At 72.4% G+C, this 17,766-nt stretch carries 17 protein-coding genes and 1 pseudogene; 13 read left to right on the top strand and 5 right to left on the bottom strand.

Going from position 1 to position 17,766, the window contains the following annotated elements:
* The 8 genes and pseudogenes from folP (at position 1) to FB388_RS35130 (ending at position 6,546) form a co-directional block, all read left to right on the top strand.
* Positions 1-843, top strand: coding sequence for a dihydropteroate synthase (folP, locus tag FB388_RS35165; protein WP_142106987.1), 843 nt, complete (start codon positions 1-3; stop codon positions 841-843).
* Between the two features lie 9 nt (positions 844-852).
* Complete coding sequence (folB, locus tag FB388_RS35160; RefSeq protein ID WP_142106986.1) at positions 853-1,242, top strand: dihydroneopterin aldolase; 390 nt, start codon at positions 853-855, stop codon at positions 1,240-1,242.
* Positions 1,239-1,739: pseudogene (folK, locus tag FB388_RS35155) on the top strand (2-amino-4-hydroxy-6-hydroxymethyldihydropteridine diphosphokinase); the annotation flags it as partial. The gene folB and the pseudogene folK, both read left to right, overlap by 4 nt.
* 173 nt (positions 1,740-1,912) lie before the next feature.
* Positions 1,913-2,386: a DUF3180 domain-containing protein gene (locus FB388_RS35150; protein ID WP_142106984.1), complete on the top strand. Its 474-nt coding sequence runs from the start codon at positions 1,913-1,915 to the stop codon at positions 2,384-2,386.
* 21 nt (positions 2,387-2,407) lie between these two features.
* Entirely contained in the window at positions 2,408-3,742 is a 1,335-nt protein-coding gene (locus FB388_RS40990; protein WP_142106983.1) for a PrsW family intramembrane metalloprotease, read from the top strand.
* 187 nt (positions 3,743-3,929) lie between these two features.
* Positions 3,930-4,823, top strand: a complete 894-nt coding sequence (locus tag FB388_RS35140; protein WP_142106982.1) for a Rossmann-like and DUF2520 domain-containing protein — start codon at positions 3,930-3,932, stop codon at positions 4,821-4,823.
* The gene (panC, locus tag FB388_RS35135; RefSeq protein ID WP_142106981.1) at positions 4,820-5,698 is read left to right on the top strand and encodes a pantoate--beta-alanine ligase; all 879 of its coding nucleotides are present in this window, start codon (positions 4,820-4,822) and stop codon (positions 5,696-5,698) included. The genes FB388_RS35140 and panC overlap by 4 nt, the downstream gene beginning before the upstream one ends.
* A gap of 8 nt (positions 5,699-5,706) precedes the next feature.
* Complete coding sequence (locus FB388_RS35130; protein WP_142106980.1) at positions 5,707-6,546, top strand: type III pantothenate kinase; 840 nt, start codon at positions 5,707-5,709, stop codon at positions 6,544-6,546.
* Positions 6,547-6,552: 6 nt separating this feature from the next.
* On the opposite strand, the gene FB388_RS35125 is transcribed toward FB388_RS35130, so the two are convergent.
* Both FB388_RS35125 and FB388_RS35120 read right to left on the bottom strand, forming a co-directional pair.
* A complete protein-coding gene (locus FB388_RS35125; RefSeq protein ID WP_142106979.1) occupies positions 6,553-7,284 on the bottom strand; it encodes a hypothetical protein in 732 nt (243 codons plus the stop codon).
* Positions 7,285-7,379: 95 nt separating this feature from the next.
* Positions 7,380-8,147 (bottom strand): class I SAM-dependent methyltransferase, encoded by a 768-nt coding sequence (locus tag FB388_RS35120; RefSeq protein WP_142106978.1) that lies wholly within the window; start codon positions 8,145-8,147, stop codon positions 7,380-7,382.
* Positions 8,148-8,270: 123 nt separating this feature from the next.
* Here FB388_RS35120 and lysS point away from each other — a divergent pair, with 123 nt between their 5' ends.
* The 5 genes from lysS to FB388_RS35095 all read left to right on the top strand — a co-directional run bounded on the left by lysS (position 8,271) and on the right by FB388_RS35095 (position 15,066).
* Positions 8,271-9,725, top strand: a complete 1,455-nt coding sequence (gene lysS / locus FB388_RS35115; RefSeq protein ID WP_142107722.1) for a lysine--tRNA ligase — start codon at positions 8,271-8,273, stop codon at positions 9,723-9,725.
* Positions 9,726-9,838: 113 nt separating this feature from the next.
* Entirely contained in the window at positions 9,839-10,183 is a 345-nt protein-coding gene (locus tag FB388_RS35110) for a histone-like nucleoid-structuring protein Lsr2 (protein ID WP_142106977.1), read from the top strand.
* A gap of 70 nt (positions 10,184-10,253) precedes the next feature.
* A complete protein-coding gene (locus FB388_RS35105; protein ID WP_142106976.1) occupies positions 10,254-11,057 on the top strand; it encodes a siderophore-interacting protein in 804 nt (267 codons plus the stop codon).
* A 255-nt stretch (positions 11,058-11,312) separates the two neighbouring features.
* The gene (locus tag FB388_RS35100; protein ID WP_142106975.1) at positions 11,313-13,856 is read left to right on the top strand and encodes an ATP-dependent Clp protease ATP-binding subunit; all 2,544 of its coding nucleotides are present in this window, start codon (positions 11,313-11,315) and stop codon (positions 13,854-13,856) included.
* Between the two features lie 211 nt (positions 13,857-14,067).
* On the top strand, positions 14,068-15,066 hold the full coding sequence (locus tag FB388_RS35095) for a YihY/virulence factor BrkB family protein (RefSeq protein ID WP_142106974.1): 999 nt from the start codon (positions 14,068-14,070) through the stop codon (positions 15,064-15,066).
* Here the strand turns inward: FB388_RS35095 and FB388_RS35090 are convergent.
* The 3 genes from FB388_RS35090 to FB388_RS35080 all read right to left on the bottom strand — a co-directional run bounded on the left by FB388_RS35090 (position 15,052) and on the right by FB388_RS35080 (position 17,755).
* Positions 15,052-16,320 (bottom strand): RNA polymerase sigma factor, encoded by a 1,269-nt coding sequence (locus tag FB388_RS35090; RefSeq protein ID WP_142106973.1) that lies wholly within the window; start codon positions 16,318-16,320, stop codon positions 15,052-15,054. The genes FB388_RS35095 and FB388_RS35090 overlap by 15 nt on opposite strands.
* Positions 16,320-16,742, bottom strand: a complete 423-nt coding sequence (locus FB388_RS35085; protein WP_142106972.1) for a YciI family protein — start codon at positions 16,740-16,742, stop codon at positions 16,320-16,322. Before FB388_RS35085 ends, FB388_RS35090 begins: the two co-directional genes overlap by 1 nt.
* Before the next feature lie 197 nt (positions 16,743-16,939).
* On the bottom strand, positions 16,940-17,755 hold the full coding sequence (locus FB388_RS35080) for a hypothetical protein (RefSeq protein ID WP_142106971.1): 816 nt from the start codon (positions 17,753-17,755) through the stop codon (positions 16,940-16,942).
* Positions 17,756-17,766: the final 11 nt, after the last annotated feature.

Genomic DNA, 17,766 nt, shown 5'->3' with positions numbered 1-17,766 from the left:
ATGGCTGGCGGGCTGCCGGATCCCGGGCGGTGCGTTGTGATGGGCATCCTCAACGTCACGCCGGACTCGTTCTCCGACGGCGGCCAGTGGCTCGACCGCGACCGCGCCGTCGCCCACGGGGTGGAGATGCGCGACGCGGGTGCCGACCTGGTGGACGTCGGCGGTGAGTCCACGCGGCCGGGTGCACCCCGGGTCGAGCCGGAGGCCGAGCTGGCCAGGGTGCTCCCGGTGGTGCGCGAGCTCGTCGCCGCGGGGGTGTGCGTCAGCATCGACACGACGCGGGCCGCGGTGGCCGAGGCCGCCGTCGAGGCGGGGGCCAGCGTCGTCAACGACGTCTCCGGCGGGCTGGCCGATCCCACGATGGCCAAGGCGGTGGCGTCGGCGCAGGTGCCGTGGATCCTCATGCACTGGCGTGGGCACAGCGACCGCATGAACGCACTCGCCCACTACGGCGACGTGGTCACCGACGTGCGCGACGAGCTGGCGGCGCGCGTGGACTCGGCCGTGGCCGCCGGCGTGGAGCCGGGGCGGCTGGTGCTCGACCCCGGCCTCGGGTTCGCGAAGACGGCCGACCACAACTGGGCGTTGCTGCGCAGGCTGGACGTGCTGCGCGGGCTGGGGTTCCCGGTGCTGGTGGGGGCCTCCCGCAAGCGGTTCCTCGGATCCCTGCTGGCCGACGAGCAGGGCGTGCAGCGCCCGACCTCGGGCCGGGACGTCGCCACGGCCGCGGTGAGCGCGTTCGCGGCCCGCTGCGGCGCGTGGGGGGTGCGCGTGCACGATGTGATCGGCTCGCTCGACGCCGTGCGGGTGGCGGATGCCTGGCACGGCCGGGTGGAGCGGTAGGAGGTCCCCATGCCCGATCGCATCGAGCTGCGTGGTCTGCGCGTGCGCGGCCGCCACGGGGTGTTCGATCACGAGCGCCGCGACGGCCAGGATTTCGTCGTCGACGTCACGGTGTGGATGGATCTCACGGCCGCGGCCCGGTCCGACCGGCTCGAGGACACCCTCGACTACGGCGCGCTCGCCCAGCGGGTGGCCGCGATCGTCGGCGGGCCGCCGTGCGATCTCATCGAGACGGTGGCCGGGCGCGTTGCGGACGACGTGTTCGCCGATGTGCGGGTGCAGACCGTCGAGGTCGTGCTGCACAAGCCGCACGCGCCGATCCCCCTCGACTTCGCAGACGTCGCGGTCGTCGCGCGGCGTTCCCGCAGCGGCGGCCGGGCCCGGGTGTTCCCGGCGTGACGAAGGCGGTGCTCTCCCTCGGCTCGAACCTCGGCGACCGTTTCGAGCACCTGCGGTCCGCGGTCGCGGGCCTCGGTGACGCGGTGCGGGCGGCGTCGCCGGTCTACGAGACCGCCGCGTGGGGCGGCGTCGAGCAGGACGACTTCCTCAACGCCGTGCTCGTGGTCGAGGACTCCGGTACCGACGCATGGGGCTGGCTGCGCCGCTGCCAGGAGCTCGAACGGGCCGCGAAGCGGGTGCGGGACGTGCACTGGGGTCCGCGCACGCTGGACGTGGACGTCGTCACCGTCGACGGGCCGGACGGTCCGGTGCTGAGCGACCACCCGGAGCTGCTGCTCCCGCACCCGGGCACGCCCGAGCGGGCCACCGTGCTGCGCCCGTGGCTCGACGTCGAGCCCGACGCGGTGCTGCCGGGCCACGGACCGGTGGCGGCCCTGCTCGCCGCGCTCGGGCCGCGCGCGGAGGACGGGATGCACCGCCGCCACGACCTCGTCCTCCTCGTGCCCCCGACCGGGAGTCCTGCACGTACCTCGACGGCCCAGCTTCCCGCTGAGCGCACCGGCGACCCGGCCGAGTACACCCGGTACGAGGCCGGCCCGCCGGCACACCCAGCGGAAACCTGGATCCGCCGATCTACGCACCGCACTCCCGGTCGGGGACACGAGGCCCGGTGACCCCGACCCGACCGCGCGACCTGTTCGCCGTCGCCCTCGTCACGGCCGTGGTCGTGGGCATCCTCGTCCGGCTGAGCTACGGCTCGCTCCCCCAGCTGCCGCTGTTCGCGGGCGCCAGCCTCGGCGTGCTCGGCATCGCCGAGGCGGTGGGGGGCAACATGCTGCGCGCTCGCATCCGCCGCGATCCCGGCACGCGCCCCGTGCAGCCGCTCGTCGCCGCCCGCGCCGTGCTGCTGGCCAAGGCGTCCTCGCTGGCCGGCGCGATCATGACCGGCGCCTGGGGCGGGCTGCTCGCGCACGTCGTGCCGCTCGCCGGTGACGTCACGGCCGCGGGGAGCGACTCCCTCGCCGGCATCGTGGGCGTGGTGTGCTCCCTGGGGCTGGTCGGTGGGGCGCTGTGGCTCGAACACTGCTGCCGCACCCCGGACGACCCCGGGGACGAACCGAATGGTCATTCGCCGACGGGCTGATCACCCGTAGGCTCCTCGGCCATGACCCAGGCGACGCGCGTCATCCCGATGCCGACCCCGGGACGGCAGCGCCGCGGCGTGCTCGCCCCGGTCCTCGGGTTGATCGCGCTCGGCTTCTGCGGGCTCGTCGTGCTCGGGCTCGTGGTCAGCAGCGTCGGTGTCACCGGGGTGGTGGTCGGGGCTCTGTGCGCACTGGTGCCGGTCGGGCCGGTGGTGGCCACCTTCCTCTGGATCGACCGCTGGGAGCCGGAACCGCCGCGCACGCTGCTCATCGCGTTCCTGTGGGGCGCCTGCTTCGCCGCGCTGAGCGCCCTGCTGATCAACAGCAGCGCGAGCATGGTCGTCGACCAGGTGCTCGGCCGGGACCAGGCCGACTTCTTCGGGGCGGTGGCGGTGGCCCCGGTCGTCGAGGAGGCCGTGAAGGGCGCGTTCCTCGTCGGCATGCTGATCTTCCGGCGGCGGGAGTTCGACGGCGTCGTCGACGGGGTCGTCTACGCCGGGCTGGTGGCCGCCGGGTTCGCGTTCACCGAGAACATCCTCTACCTGGGCCGGGCGTTCACCGAGGACGCTGCCGTCGGCCAGGTCGGCAGCGTGCTCGCCGTCCTCGTGCTGCGTGGGGTGCTCTCGCCGTTCGCCCACCCCCTGTTCACGGCGATGACCGGCATCGGGGCCGCGATCGCGGCGCGCAGCAGGTCCGCAGGCGGCCGGATCGGGGCGGTCGCGATCGGGTACGTGGTGGCCGTCGCGCTGCACTCCCTGTGGAACACCTCCGCTTCGGTGCTCGACGGGGGCCTCTTCCTCGTGGTCTACGGCTTCGTCATGGTGCCGCTGTTCGTCGCTCTGGTGATCGTCGTGGTCTGGCAGCGCCGCCGGGAGCAGCGCATCGTGGCCTCCCAGCTGCCCGGCTTCGCCGCCGCCGGCTGGATCGTGCCGAGCGAGGTGCCGCTGCTGTCCAGCCTCGCCGGCCGGCAGGGCTGGCGGGCGGCGGTGCGCAGGCGCTCCGGGCGCCGGGTCGCCAAGGCCGTCGCGGAGTACCAGGCCGCGGTCACGGAGCTGGCGTTCCTCCGCGACCGAATGGCTCGCGGCACGGTCGGCCCGCTCGGTCCGATGTGGCACAACGAGGCGGTCGAGGCGGTGCGCCAGGCCCGTGCCCGCGCCGTGGGTCACCCGGAGGCCCTCACCGTCGCGATCCGCCACCACCGGCCCCCTGGCTGGACACCCCCGCCGCCCGGCCCGCCCCCGCCGCCTCCCCGGAGCCAGCAGGCGGCGGCGCCCCCGTACCACCCCGGCTACCCGCCGCGCCCGAGCTACCCGCCGCCGCCCCCGCCCCCGCCGCAGGGCCCCTGGCGCCGCTGAGCCGAGGCCCGTTCCGACGAACGGCGCGTTCGTCGGATAGGTACCGACGAACGGACCGTTCGTCGACGCGGGGCAGGGGACACGAGCCGGTGAAGCGCGTCACCGCTGCTCGGTGCGGCCTCGGCGGGCGGTTAGCCTGAACCGCCGTCTGGTACCCGCGTGACGGGACTGGAACGAGGAGAGAGTGATGAGCGCTGGCAGGCCCGCGCGGCTGGCGGTGGGTGTCGTGTCGGCCGGGCGCGTCGGCGCAGCCGTGGGGGCCGCGTGGGCGGGCGCAGGGCATCGGGTGGTCGCCACCTCGGGTGTCTCGCGTGACTCCGTCAAGCGGGCCACCGCGCTCCTCCCCGGCGTCCCCCTGCGCCCGCCGGACGAGGTCGTCGCCGGCGTCGACCTGGCCCTGCTCGCCGTCCCCGACGACGTCCTTCCCGGCCTCGTGCGCGGACTCGCCGCAGCGGGCAGCTTCCGGGCCGGTCAGATCGTGGTGCACACCTCGGGCGCGCACGGGGTGTCGGTGCTCGCTCCCGCCGTCGAGCACGGCGTGCTGCCGCTCGCGCTGCACCCCGTGATGACGTTCACCGGCCGCACCGAGGACGTCGCCCGCCTCGCTGCCTGCAGCGTCGGGGTCACGGCCACCGCGGGGGACGAGGCGGCGTGGAGCGTCGGTGAGGCCCTCGTGGTCGAGATGGGCGCCGAACCGGTGCGCGTGCCCGAGGAGGTCCGCCCGCTGTACCACACCGCGCTGGCGCACGGGGCGAACCACCTGGTCACGCTCGTGCGCGACTGCGTCGAGATGCTGGAGCGGGCAGGCGTCGCCCCGGCGGAACGGCTCGTCGCGCCGCTGCTCTCCGCGGCGCTCGACAACGCGCTGCGCCACGGCGACCGCGCCCTGACCGGCCCGGTGGCCCGCGGCGACGTCGGGACCGTGCGCATGCACCTGCGCGAGCTCGACGCGGCCGACCCGGACCTCGCCGAGACCTACCGCGTGCTCGCGGGCCGCACCGCGCACCGCGCCGTCGACGCCGGGCTGCTGCCCGACCACGCCGCCCACGACGTGCTCGAGATCCTGCAGGAGAAGCCATGACGACCGCACGCACCCGGGGTGGCTACGCGTCCGGTGCGCTCACCGTGCACGGCTCGCCACGCGAAATCGCCCCGGTCACGCGGGCGTTGCGCGCGGCGGGCCGCAAGATCGCACTCGTGCCGACGATGGGTGCCCTGCACGAAGGGCACCGCGAGCTGATCCGGCACGCCCGCCTGGCGCCGGGCGCGGTCGTGCCGGTCGTGTCGATCTTCGTGAACCCGCTGCAGTTCGGGGCGGGGGAGGACCTGGAGCGCTACCCGAGACCGCTGGAGGCCGACCTCGAGGCGTGCCGGGAGGAGGGCGTGGAGCTGGTGTTCCTGCCCGGTGTGGCCGACATGTACCCCGATGGCGCCGACACCACGGTCACGCCGGGCCCGCTGGGTGAACGGCTCGAAGGCGCCGTGCGGCCGGGGCACTTCGCCGGGGTCCTCACGGTGGTGGCGAAGCTCTTCCACATCGTGGGGCCGGATCTCGCCTTCTTCGGGGAGAAGGACTACCAGCAGCTCGTCCTCGTCACGAAGATGGCGCGGGACCTGGACTTCCCGCTGTCGGTGGTCGGCGTGCCCACGGTCCGCGAGCCGGACGGGCTGGCGCTGTCCTCCCGCAACGCCTACCTGTCTCCCGAGGACCGCCGCCGCGCGCCCGTGCTGCACCGGGCGCTGACCGCCGGTGCCGCGGTGTCGGCGCGCGGGCCGCAGGCGGTGCTGGACACCGCCAGGGCCGTGCTTGCCGAGGAGCCCGGTCTCGCGCTCGACTACCTGGAGCTCACCGATCCCGACCTCGGCCCCGACCCGCAGGCCGGCCGTGCGCGGCTGCTGGTGGCCGCGCGGCTCGGTGGCACCCGCCTGATCGACAACGTCCCGGTCCAGCTGTAGGAACGGCCGTGCTGCTCTGCGTGGACGTCGGCAACACCCAGATCGCACTCGGCCTCTACGCCGACGAGGCCGGGTCGGCCGACGAGGTCGACCCGCCGCTCGTGCGGGACTGGCGGATGCGCACCGACCCGCGGATGACCGCTGACGAGCTGGACGTCGCCTTCGCGGGCCTGCTCGGCCCGTACGCGGCGCAGGTCACCGGGATCGCGGCGCTCTCCACGGTGCCCACCCTGCTGCGCGAGCTGCGGCTGCTGATCGATCGACGGGACGTGCCGGCGGTCGTCGTCGGGCCCGGCGTCCGCACCGGCGTCCCGCTGCTCGTGGACAACCCGCGCGAGGTGGGCGCCGACCGCGTGATGAACACGCTGGCCGCGCACCGGCTCTACGGCACCGCGTGCGTCGTGGTCGACTTCGGCACCTCCACCAACATCGACGTCGTGTCCGCGAAGGGCGAGTTCCTCGGCGGCGCGCTCGCGCCGGGCATCGAGATCTCGATGGAGGCGCTGGCCACCCGCGCCGCGGCGCTGCGCACCGTCGAGCTGGTCCGGCCGCGTTCGGTGATCGGCAAGAACACGGTCGAGTGCCTGCAGTCCGGCGTGCTCTTCGGCTTCGCCGGGCAGGTGGACGGGCTGGTCCGCCGCATCGTCGCCGAGCTCGGCCCGAAGGCGGGGGCCGTCACCGTGCTCGGCACCGGTGGGCTCGCGCCGCTCATGAGCGGGGAGTCGGAGACGATCACGGAGTACGTCCCGGACCTCACTCTGCTCGGCCTGCGCCTGACCTACCAGCGCAACGCGCACCCCCAGGCGCCGAGCGGAGACGGCGCCCGAGCCGCCGGATCAGCGTCGTAGGACGCATCATCGGCGGCTCGCGAGTCCTCCGCGGGACCGGCACACGAGCATCCGGTCGCCACCGGGCAACGGGGTGTAGGAGCAGGCCGCCGTGCGGATCGCGGTGCTGACGCCCGAGTCGTGCAGGCAGCTGCGGAGCCGGTCGAGCTGGCGGTACGGCATGCCTGTCGTGTCGTGCAACGGGAAGACCCGCACCTCGCCGCGCGTCACCCGCGCCAGCTCGACGATGGCTGCCCGGTGAGCGTCGAGATCGAGCAGGTCCGGGTAGACGAACAGCAGGAACCCGCTCACCGTCAGGGCGAAGTGGCCATCGGGGAAGGGCAGCTCGGGCAGTGTGGCCGCGACGTACCGGTTGTCGTCGAGCGCGAAGTCGGCGGCGAACTCGTCGACCGCCCCGGTCCAGAGGTCGTGCACCCTGTCGGGTGACCCGAGGTAGGACCAGTCGAAGCCGTCCGGGGCGGCGCGCTGCCACGCCACGACGCGCTCGACGTCGGCACGGGCTCTGGTCACCAAGCCGTCCGGATCGAGGTAGGCCGGGTCCACGCTGACGGCCGTGCCGCCGAGCGCTCGCACCTGCGCACCGAACGGCGACGCACCTGCCGGGCAGTCCAGGACCGGACCGCCACGCAGCTGCTCGTCGTCGAGCAGGAACATGTCGCGGTACGCGGCCAGCGGACGGGGCGTCGTCGCGATCTCGCCGGTGAGAGCCACCCGAGCGGGGGTCGTCGTGCGGTCCATGGGCTCCTCCAGCGGCGACGAACGGTTGGCCCCATGCTCCTGCCCCCGCGCCGGACGCACATCGGCAGCGACTGCCCAGATCGGTGGGCGGGTCGTCACGCCCCCGGGGACGGAGCCTCCTCCCGCCGCACCGCCCGCACCACGTCCGTCACGAGCGGGTGGTCGAACTCCCCCGACGCGGTCTCGGGGCGCGCGGCGAGGTAGGCGCGGATCCGGTCGAAGATGACCTCCCGCTCCGCGGGATCCGTCGTGAGGGCCCACGAGTGGGTCCGCAGGGTGGCGATCAGCCCGTCGACCGTGGTGGGGATCGGGTTGGCGAACTGCGCGAACCCGTCGGGGGTGAACGCCGGGTGGGTCGGCAGCGACGGCTCCTCGTCCGGCCTCCGGATCACGGTGGACTTCCAGCGCCCTGCCTCGTACATGCCGCGCACCCAGTCCACGTGGGCGTCGTCGCCGTTCCACAGCACCGCCAGCACCCCGCCGGGCCGCAGTACCCTCGCCACCTCCGCGAAGGCCCGGTCGGTGTCGAACCAGTGCCACGCCTGCCCGACGAGCACCGCGTCGAACGACGCGTCCGGCAGCGGGATCGCCTCGGCGCTGCCCTCGAGCGCGTCGACTCCGGGGAACCGGGCCCGCAGCTGGGCGAGCATGGCCGGGTCGGGCTCGACGGCGGTGACCGCGCCCCTGGTCAGCAGCCCCTCGGTGAGCTTTCCGGTGCCTGCGGCGAGATCCAGTAGCCGGAGCGGGCCTCCGGCGACGGGCGCGAGCGCCCAGTCGACGGCGTCGGCGGGATACCCGGGTCGGTGTTCTGCGTATGCGGCGGCCGCCGCGCCGAAGGAGCGGGCTCGCGAAGAGGTGGTCACGTTCGAACACCGTACGGAGCACCACCGGGCAGGCGAGCGAATTCGGCTCGATGCACCTCACTACCCTTGACACCCGTGAGCAACGAGCCCCCCACCAGCCCCGACGACGACCTGCCCGAGCAGATGCGGGTGCGCCGGGCCAAGCGGGCGGCGCTGCTCGAACAGGACCGCGACCCGTACCCCGTCGCCGTCGAGCGCACCCACACCCTGCGCGAGGTGCGCGCCGCCCATCCCGATCTCCCGCCGGACACCGCGACCGGCGACGTCGTGGCCGTCACCGGGCGGGTGATGTTCCTGCGCAACACCGGCAAGCTGTGCTTCGCCACCCTGCGCGAGGGTGACGGCACCGAGCTGCAGGCCATGCTCTCCCTCGCGCTGGTCGGTGAGGAGGAGCTCGCGCGCTGGAAGGCGCAGGTCGACCTCGGCGACCACGTGCAGGTGCACGGCGAGGTGGCCACCTCCCGGCGCGGTGAGCTGTCGGTCATGGCCGACAGCTGGCAGATGGCCGCGAAGGCGCTGCGGCCGCTTCCCGGGCTCCATCGCGAGCTTTCCGAGGAAACGCGGGTCAGGCAGCGTTACGTCGACCTCATCGTCCGGCCCCAGGCACGGGAGACGGTGCTGCGGCGCGCCACGGTCGTGCAGACCCTGCGGTCGGTACTGCACGATCGGTCGTTCGTGGAGGTCGAGACGCCGATGCTGCAACTGCAGCACGGCGGGGCCACCGCTCGTCCGTTCGTCACGCACTCCAACGCCCTGGACACGGATCTGTACCTGAGGATCGCTCCCGAGCTTTTCCTGAAGCGGTGTGTGGTCGGCGGCATCGAGCGCGTCTTCGAGATCAATAGGAACTTCCGGAACGAGGGCATCGACTCCTCGCACTCGCCGGAGTTCGCGATGCTGGAGGCCTACCAGGCCTACGCCACGTACGACGACATGGCCGAGCTCACCCGTGAGTTGGTGCTCGCCTCGGCACGCGCCGTGTTCGGCTCCACGGTTGTACGCCATGCTGACGGTTCGGAACACGAGCTGGGTGGCGAGTGGCGTTCGGTCACCCTCCATACGGCGGTCTCGGAAGCCGTCGGACAGGAAGTGACCCCGGACACCTCGGTGGAGGAGCTGCACAAGCTGGCGATCGCTCACGACGTCGAAGTGGACGGTTCGCACACAGCCGGCCAGATCGTACTCGAACTGTTCGAGAAGCTCGTCGAGCACACGCTGCACGAGCCGACGTTCGTCCGTGACTACCCGATCGAGGTGCGGCCGCTGACCAGGCGGCACCGCGCGAACCCGCGGCTCTCCGAAGCGTGGGACCTCATTGCCTTCGGCACCGAGCTCGCAACGGCCTACTCGGAACTCGTCGACCCGGTCGACCAGCGGGAACGCCTCACGGCCCAGTCGTTGCAGGCGGCGGCCGGTGATCCCGAGGCGATGCAACTGGACGAGGACTTCCTGCGCGCCATGGAGTACGGATTGCCACCCACTGGGGGGATGGGAATGGGCATCGACCGGCTGCTCATGACGCTCACCGGCCTCGGAATCCGTGAAACCATTCTGTACCCGCTCGTGCGTTCTGAGTAACTATGACGCGACACCGGACAGGGTGACTCGACGAACCGCCACATCCGGTTTATGGTTTCGCTCGCGGCATTGCCGCGGTCAGAAGCAGGCACGAAGTGTGGAGGGTTGCGGCGATGGCGCAGATCCGTGAGGTCCGACTGGTCGACGACCTGGACGGAGAGGCCGCCGACGAGACGATCGAGTTCGGTATCGACGGCAAGAACTACGAGATCGACCTCTCGAAGGCGAATGCGGGCAAGCTGCGCGACGCGCTGGCGTCCTACGTTGCGGCGGCCCGCCGATCGGGTGGTCGGCGTAGCCGCTCCGGTGGTGCCGGCACCGGTCCGGCTCGGCGGCCCTCGATCGATCGTGAGCAGAATCAGGCGATCCGGGAATGGGCGCGCAAGCGGGGCATGAAGGTCTCCGACCGCGGGCGCATCCCGGCCGAGGTGCTCGAGGCGTACCACAAGGAGAACTGAGTCCGGCCCGCCGTCGCCACCGCGCACATCAGGTTAGGCTGGCCTCAGCAATCGAACCTCAGGAGGCCAAGTGGCGCGCAGGACGACCACCCTCGAGGTGCGCCGCACCGAACGGCTCACCCCGCACATGATCCGCGTCGTCGCCGGGGGCGAGGAGCTCGCGGCGTTCCCGGAGACTCCCCACACGGACCGCTACGTCAAGATCCTCTTCCCGCGCCCGGGCGTCCGGTACCCCGAACCGTTCGACATGGACGCGATCCGCGCCGAGCTCCCCCGGGAGCAGTGGCCTGCGATGCGCACCTACACGGTGCGGGCGCTGGACCACGCGGCGGGCGAGCTGACGATCGACTTCGTCCACCACGGCGACACGGGGCTCGCCGGGCCGTGGGCCGCGTCGGCCCGACCGGGCGACGTGCTGCGGCTCGCCGGCCCCGGCGGGGCGTACGCACCGGACCCGGACGCCGACTGGCACCTCATGATCGGCGACGAGAGCGCGTTGCCCGCGATCGCGGCCGCCTGCGAACGGGTGCCTGCCGGGGTGCCGGTGGTGGCCGTTCTGGAGGTCGCCGACGCCGCGGAGGAGCAGGAGCTCGCCTGTCCCGGCGCGCTGCGCGCCACCTGGCTGCACCGGCGGGCGAGCGAGCCGGACCAGCTGCTGGACGCGGTCAGGGCACTCGACTTCGCGCCGGGGCGCGTCCACGCCTTCGTGCACGGCGAGGCGGGCATCGTGCGGGGCGTGCGCCGGCACCTCGTCGACGAGCGCGAGGTGCCGCGCGAGCTGCTGTCGGTGTCCGGATACTGGCGTCGTGGCGTCGACGAGGACGGCTGGCAGGCCGAGAAGGCGGCGGAGCGCACGGCGGTCAGCGGTCGCTGAGCGTCTCGGGCCCGCACGACCCCGGCCGAAAACGTCGGCCGGGTTCGCCGGGCGGTCGGATACCCCTGAACGGGCCATCGTCACAGCCCTGACCAGGGCATCCGCCCTGCGTCGGAATTCGGCTCCGCGTGAACGCGTTGTGCCGAGTACGTGCGAGAGGCGCGATCCCCCGCCCCGGGCCGATACAGTGGAAGCCACGGGGTGTACACGGTGCGCGAGTGCGCCGGTGCATGGCGCAGCAGGCTAGGAGCGTAAATGTTCGAGAGGTTCACCGACCGAGCGAGGCGTGTTGTCGTCCTGGCCCAAGAAGAGGCCCGGATGCTCAACCACAACTACATCGGCACCGAGCACATCCTCCTGGGCCTGATCCACGAGGGTGAGGGTGTGGCCGCGAAGGCCCTGGAGTCGCTGGGCATCGCTCTTGAGGGCGTCCGCCAGCAGGTCGAGGAGATCATCGGCCAGGGGCAGCAGGCACCGAGCGGGCACATCCCGTTCACGCCGCGGGCCAAGAAGGTGCTGGAGCTGTCACTGCGCGAGGCGCTGCAGCTCGGCCACAACTACATCGGCACCGAGCACATCCTCCTGGGCCTGATCCGCGAGGGCGAGGGCGTCGCCGCGCAGGTGCTGGTCAAGCTGGGCGCCGACCTCAACCGGGTCCGCCAGCAGGTCCTGCAGCTCCTGTCCGGCTACCAGGGCAAGGAGCCCGCGGAGGGCACGTCCGGCGGCCGCGGCGAGGGCACCCCCAGCTCCTCGCTCGTGCTCGACCAGTTCGGTCGCAACCTCACCCAGTCGGCCCGCGAGGGCAAGCTGGACCCGGTCATCGGCCGGGAGAAGGAGATCGAGCGGGTCATGCAGGTCCTCTCCAGGAGGACCAAGAACAACCCGGTCCTGATCGGCGAGCCCGGTGTCGGCAAGACCGCCGTCGTCGAGGGGCTGGCCCAGGGCATCGTCAAGGGCGAGGTGCCCGAGACGCTCAAGGACAAGCAGCTCTACACGCTCGACCTGGGCTCACTGGTCGCGGGATCCCGCTACCGCGGTGACTTCGAGGAGCGCCTGAAGAAGGTGCTCAAGGAGATCCGCACCCGCGGCGACATCATCCTGTTCATCGACGAGCTCCACACGCTGGTCGGCGCCGGTGCCGCAGAGGGCGCCATCGACGCCGCGTCGATCCTCAAGCCGATGCTGGCCCGTGGCGAGCTGCAGACGATCGGCGCCACCACCCTCGACGAGTACCGCAAGTACGTCGAGAAGGACCCCGCGCTGGAGCGCCGCTTCCAGCCGATCCAGGTGGGCGAGCCGAGCGTCACGCACACGATCGAGATCCTGAAGGGTCTCCGCGACCGGTACGAGGCGCACCACCGCGTCACGATCACCGACGCCGCGCTCGTGCAGGCGGCCACGCTGGCCGACCGGTACATCTCCGACCGCTTCCTGCCCGACAAGGCGATCGACCTGATCGACGAGGCGGGCGCCCGGATGCGGATCCGCCGGATGACCGCACCGCCGGACCTGCGCGAGTTCGACGAGAAGATCGCGGCCGTGCGCCGCGACAAGGAGTCGGCGATCGACGCGCAGGACTTCGAGCGGGCCGCGCACCTGCGCGACCAGGAGAAGCAGCTGCTCGGCCAGAAGGGCGAGCGGGAGAAGCAGTGGAAGTCCGGTGACCTGGACGTCGTCGCGGAGGTCGACGACGAGCAGATCGCCGAGGTGCTCGCCAACTGGACCGGGATCCCGGTGTTCAAGCTCACCGAGGAGGAGACCACGCGTCTGCTCCGCATGGAGGATGAGCTGCACAAGCGGATCATCGGCCAGGAGGAGGCCGTCAAGTCGGTGTCGCAGGCCATCCGCCGCACGCGCGCCGGCCTGAAGGACCCGAAGCGCCCGTCCGGCTCGTTCATCTTCGCCGGCCCGTCCGGTGTCGGTAAGACCGAGCTGTCCAAGGCGCTGGCCAACTTCCTGTTCGGCGAGGACGACGCCCTCATCCAGATCGACATGGGCGAGTTCCACGACCGCTACACCGCCTCGCGGCTGTTCGGTGCCCCTCCCGGCTACGTGGGCTACGAGGAGGGCGGCCAGCTCACCGAGAAGGTGCGGCGCAAGCCGTTCTCGGTGGTGCTGTTCGACGAGATCGAGAAGGCGCACCAGGAGGTCTACAACACCCTCCTGCAGGTGCTCGAGGACGGCCGCCTGACCGACGGTCAGGGCCGCACGGTCGACTTCAAGAACACCGTGATCATCTTCACCTCGAACCTCGGCACGCAGGACATCTCCAAGGCGGTCGGGCTCGGGTTCGCCCAGAGCAACGACGAGAGGTCGAACTACGAGCGGATGAAGAACAAGGTCGAGGACGAGCTGAAGAAGCACTTCCGGCCGGAGTTCCTCAACCGCATCGACGACATCATCGTCTTCCACCAGCTCACCGAAGAGCAGATCATCACGATGGTCGACCTCATGATCGGCCGGGTGGAGACCCAGCTGGCGGGCAAGGACATGGCGATCGAGCTCACGCCGACCGCCAAGAAGCTGCTCGCCCGCCGCGGGTTCGACCCGGTGCTGGGGGCGCGGCCGCTGCGCCGCACCATCCAGCGCGAGATCGAGGACCAGCTGTCGGAGAAGATCCTCTTCGGCGAGGTGGAGCCCGGCCAGATCGTGGTCGTCGACGTCGAGGGCTTCGACCCCGACGCCCCCGAGGGCCGCGCGAGCGACGACAAGGCCAAGTTCACCTTCCGCGGTGAGCCGAAGCCGGTCACGGTGCCCGACTCGCCGCCGGTCGACATGGCCAAGCAGGGCGACGAGTGATCGCGTAGCACGACGAGCGGACGGCCCGCCCGGACCCAGGTCCGGGCGGGCCGTTCTGCTGTCCGCGGATGGCCGGGGCGACGCGTGCCGGTTCAGTACTCGCTCGTGGCGCAAGGCGTCGGCGAGCCGCGGCAGAAGTCCGCTGCACCGTGCCCGATGCGAGTCCTCGCGACCCTCGTCGCGGCGATGACCCCGGGGTTAGATTCGCAGCGTGAGCTCGGTGCGCGTCGTCCCGGAGACCGAGCTCATGTCCGGCGAGATGCTCTCCGCCGACGACGCGTGGCACACCGTGCGCCACTACGGCCTGCGGCACCTGCTCGTCGCCTCGTTCCTCCGTTTCCGGTACGGCGACGGGTTCAGCCATGCGCGGGCGTTCGCCCTGCAGCTCGCCCTCGCCGCGGTGCCGCTGGTGATCGCGGGCGCCGGACTGGCAACGGCGCTCGGGGCCGAGTCGTTCGCCGAGGTGGTGGCCCGCACGGTGATGGCGATATCGCCGGGCAGCAGCGACTCGCTGCTGGCCGAGGTGCTGGCGGGCACCGACGAGGGCAGCGAGCGCGGCGAGGTCGTGGTCGTGCTGGGGCTCGCCACCGCGTTCGCGGCGGCGACATCGGCGTTCGCGCAGCTGGAGAGGGGTGCCAACCGGATCTATGGCACCAAGCGCGACCGGAAGGCGCTGCGCAAGTACGGCCGGGCCGCACTGCTCACCGCGACGGCGGGCGTCGCGATGGCGGCGGGCCTGCTGCTGATCGTGGCCGGCGAGCCGTTCGGTGAGGCGATGGAGGCCGTCTACCGGTGGGGCGACGACGTCGAGGAGGCCTGGGACGCGCTGCGCTGGCCGCTGGGGCTGGCGGCACTCGTCGTGGCGGTCACGCTGCTGTTCCGGTACGCCCCGCGGCGCAGCCAGCCAGGCCTCAGCTGGCTCGCTGTCGGGGCTGCGGCCACCGTGCTCGCGTGGCTCGCGGGCTCCGGACTGCTGGCCCTGTACGTCGTGGTGGCTGCCGGCTTCGACGACACCTACGGCCCGCTGACCGCGATCATGGCGCTGCTGCTGTGGGCGAACATCACGGGAATCGCGCTGCTCGCCGGCATCGCGCTGGCCGCGCAGCTGGAAGCGGTGCGGGCGGGCCGGCTCGACCCGCTACTCGCCGACAGCGACGATGACGGCATTCCGGACGAGCTCGACGAGCACCCCGACTCACCGGCCCGCTGACCGCTGCGATGTGCGACAGGCCGCTGCCCGTTCCAGCAGCGCGGCCCGTTGCCTCGTGTTGGCGGTGAGCAGCGCCGCTCGTCCGAACTCGGCCGCCGCCTCGGCGCGGCGGCCGAGTTTCTCCAGCAGGTCGCCGCGCACGGTGGGGAGCAGGTGGTAGCCGTCGAGCCGGGGGTCCCCGCGGAGGTTCTCCACGGCGTCGAGCGCGGTCTGCGGGCCGAACGCCATGCCGACGGCCACGGCGCGGTTGAGCTCGACCACGGGTGACGGCATGAGCTGAGCCAGCCCGTCGTAGAGGGCGACGATCCGCTCCCAGTCGGTGTCGTCGGCCCTCCGCGCCCGCGAGTGGCAGGCGGCGATCCCGGCCTGCAACGTGTACGGCCCGATCGGGCCGCCGGTGGCGTAGGCGCGCTCGAGCGCGGCCAGCCCCCGTCCGACGAGGAGCCAGTCCCAGCGGGAGCGGTCCTGGTCGAGCAGCAGGACCTGGTCGCCCGACGGGGAGATCCGCGCCCGGGTGCGTGACGCCTGCAGCTCCATCAGCGCGACGAGGCCGTGGACCTCCGCCTCCCGGGGGAGCAGCTCGGCGAGGATGCGCCCGAGCCGCAGGGCCTCCTCCATGAGCTCGGGGCGGATCAGGTCGTTACCCGAGGTTGCGGAGTAGCCCTCGTTGAAGATCAGGTAGATGACCTCGAGCACCGACGCGAGGCGCTCGCGCAGCTCGTGGCGCCCGGGGATCTCGAACGGCACGCGGGCCGCGGAGAGCGTCCGCTTGGCTCGGACGATGCGCTGCGCCACGGCCGGCTCCGACGCCAGGTAGGCGTGCGCGATCTCCCTGGTCGTGAGCCCGCACAGGAGCCGGAGCGTGAGCGCCACCCGGGCGTCGGTCGACAGCACCGGGTGGCACGCGATGAAGACGAGCCTCAGTAGATCGTCGTCGAACGGGTCGTCGACGGCGGGCTCCCCGTCGTACCGGAACTCCGCGATGCGGCCGATCTCCTCGATCTTGCGCTGGTGGACGTCCGCCCGGCGCAGCCGGTCGATGCCGCGGTGCTTCGCCGTGGCCATGAGCCAGGCGCCCGGGTTGTCCGGGACACCTGACTCCGGCCACTCCTCCAGGGCTGCGACGAGCGCCTCCTGGGCGAGGTCCTCGGCGAGGCCGACGTCCCGCACGAGCCGGGCGGCGCCCGCGATCAGGCGCGCGGACTCGATCCGCCACACCGCCTCGATCGTGCGTCTGACGTCGGCCCGCGCCATCAGGAGCCTTCGACCTGCGCGCGCAGCTGCGCGTCCTTCTCCCGGAGCTCCGGCGTGAGCGCGTCGCCGAAGTCCTCCACCTCGAAGACCGGACGGATCTCCACGACGGAGTGCTCATTCATGGGGTTCGGGATCCGCTTGGTCCACTCGACGGCCTCGTCCATCGACCTCACCTGCCACACCCAGTAGCCCGCGAGCAGCTCCTTCGTCTCGGCGAACGGCCCGTCGATCACCTTCCGCTCGCTGCCGGCGAACTCGACGCGCACGCCTCGAGAGCTGGGGTGCAGGCCGCCCCCGCCGAGGATCACCCCCGCCTTCACCAGCTCCTCGTTGTAGGCCGTCATCTGCTCGAGCAGCTCCTGGGTCGGCATCTCGCCGGCCTCGCTCCGCTCGTTGGCCTTGATCAGCACCATGACTCGCATCCGCGGTTCCTCCCATCGATCCGGTTTCGGTCCTACTCGTGCGGCGAGCGAGCCAGGCCGATATCGACACCGGCGGCTCATGTGACTCACATCACCCCATCCGTGGAGGGGCGATGGCGGTCTACATAGTTGCCGCGGCCGGTGCCTCTGGGGGGTGGTGCCGGCCGCGGTGACCCGGAGACCGACGCGCGTCTGCGTCAGCCGTCGATCACGTCCGGGCCGACCGCCCTCGCCCGCCAGAGCGCCTCGGCCACGTACCGGTTCCGCCGCTCGGCCCGCTGGTCCCGGGTCTCGTCGCTCGACTCCTCGTCCAGCCACGGCGGCCAGGACGGGAACACCTGGTCGGCCCGACGGCCATCGGTCAGCCGCGCGTAGGCGACCCGCTCGGCCAGGCCGTGCAACTGCCGACCGAGCACGGTGATCATGTTCTGCTCGGCGATCGTCCACCCGAGCTGTTCGAGCCGATCGGCGACGTCTCGACCGGACCACCCGGCGTTGTGCGGGCGCCTGCGGGACGGCATGCACGGCCAGGCCAGTGCGTGGCCGACCGTCCAGGCGAGCGACGCGGGTTCGAGGTTGATCTTCAGGAGCAGCGTGGTCCCGCTGTCGGCGGGGACCGCGGGTTCGCCGAAGTCCTCGGCCCGGAGCACCGTGAGCTCGAAGTCCACGTACAGGCCGGAGGGCGTGGGGCTGACGTAGTTCGTGCCCAGCGTCAGCACCACCGGCTCTGGCCGTACCGAGCCGTCGACCACGACGCTGCTGCCGCGGTGGCAGCGGATCGCCACGCCCACGGTGCCGACCCGCAGCTCGAGCTCGCGGACGGAGAGGTCCGGCAGGGCGTTCGGAACCGCCAGGTGGGCCGCTGCGAGCTCGGGCCGGTCGGCCAGGAACCCGTCGTCGCGCCTGCCGACCGACCAGACCTGGCCCGCGTGGAGCTCGATGACCCGCGGCGACGAGGCGCCGGGCGGGATCAGGCCGCTCACGCGCGCGGTCGGCTCGGCCCCCGTGATCACAGCGGCTGATG

This window comes from Pseudonocardia cypriaca, from assembly GCF_006717045.1.
GTDB classification, from domain to species: Bacteria; Actinomycetota; Actinomycetes; order Mycobacteriales; family Pseudonocardiaceae; genus Pseudonocardia; species Pseudonocardia cypriaca.
Note: the sequence above shows the minus strand (reverse complement) of the source record. Positions and strands in the feature narration are given on the sequence as shown.

Bases quoted from the DNA above. Each gene is read 5' to 3' on its own strand.
- folP (WP_142106987.1), top strand. From the start codon at position 1: ATGGCTGGCGGGCTGCCGGATCCCGGGCGGTGCGTTGTGATGGGCATC.
- folB (WP_142106986.1), top strand. From the start codon at position 853: ATGCCCGATCGCATCGAGCTGCGTGGTCTGCGCGTGCGCGGCCGCCAC.
- FB388_RS40990 (WP_142106983.1), top strand. From the start codon at position 2,408: ATGACCCAGGCGACGCGCGTCATCCCGATGCCGACCCCGGGACGGCAG.
- FB388_RS35140 (WP_142106982.1), top strand. From the start codon at position 3,930: ATGAGCGCTGGCAGGCCCGCGCGGCTGGCGGTGGGTGTCGTGTCGGCC.
- panC (WP_142106981.1), top strand. From the start codon at position 4,820: ATGACGACCGCACGCACCCGGGGTGGCTACGCGTCCGGTGCGCTCACC.
- FB388_RS35125 (WP_142106979.1), bottom strand. From the start codon at position 7,284: ATGGACCGCACGACGACCCCCGCTCGGGTGGCTCTCACCGGCGAGATC.
- lysS (WP_142107722.1), top strand. From the start codon at position 8,271: ATGCGGGTGCGCCGGGCCAAGCGGGCGGCGCTGCTCGAACAGGACCGC.
- FB388_RS35110 (WP_142106977.1), top strand. From the start codon at position 9,839: ATGGCGCAGATCCGTGAGGTCCGACTGGTCGACGACCTGGACGGAGAG.
- FB388_RS35100 (WP_142106975.1), top strand. From the start codon at position 11,313: ATGTTCGAGAGGTTCACCGACCGAGCGAGGCGTGTTGTCGTCCTGGCC.
- FB388_RS35090 (WP_142106973.1), bottom strand. From the start codon at position 16,320: ATGGCGCGGGCCGACGTCAGACGCACGATCGAGGCGGTGTGGCGGATC.
- FB388_RS35085 (WP_142106972.1), bottom strand. From the start codon at position 16,742: ATGCGAGTCATGGTGCTGATCAAGGCCAACGAGCGGAGCGAGGCCGGC.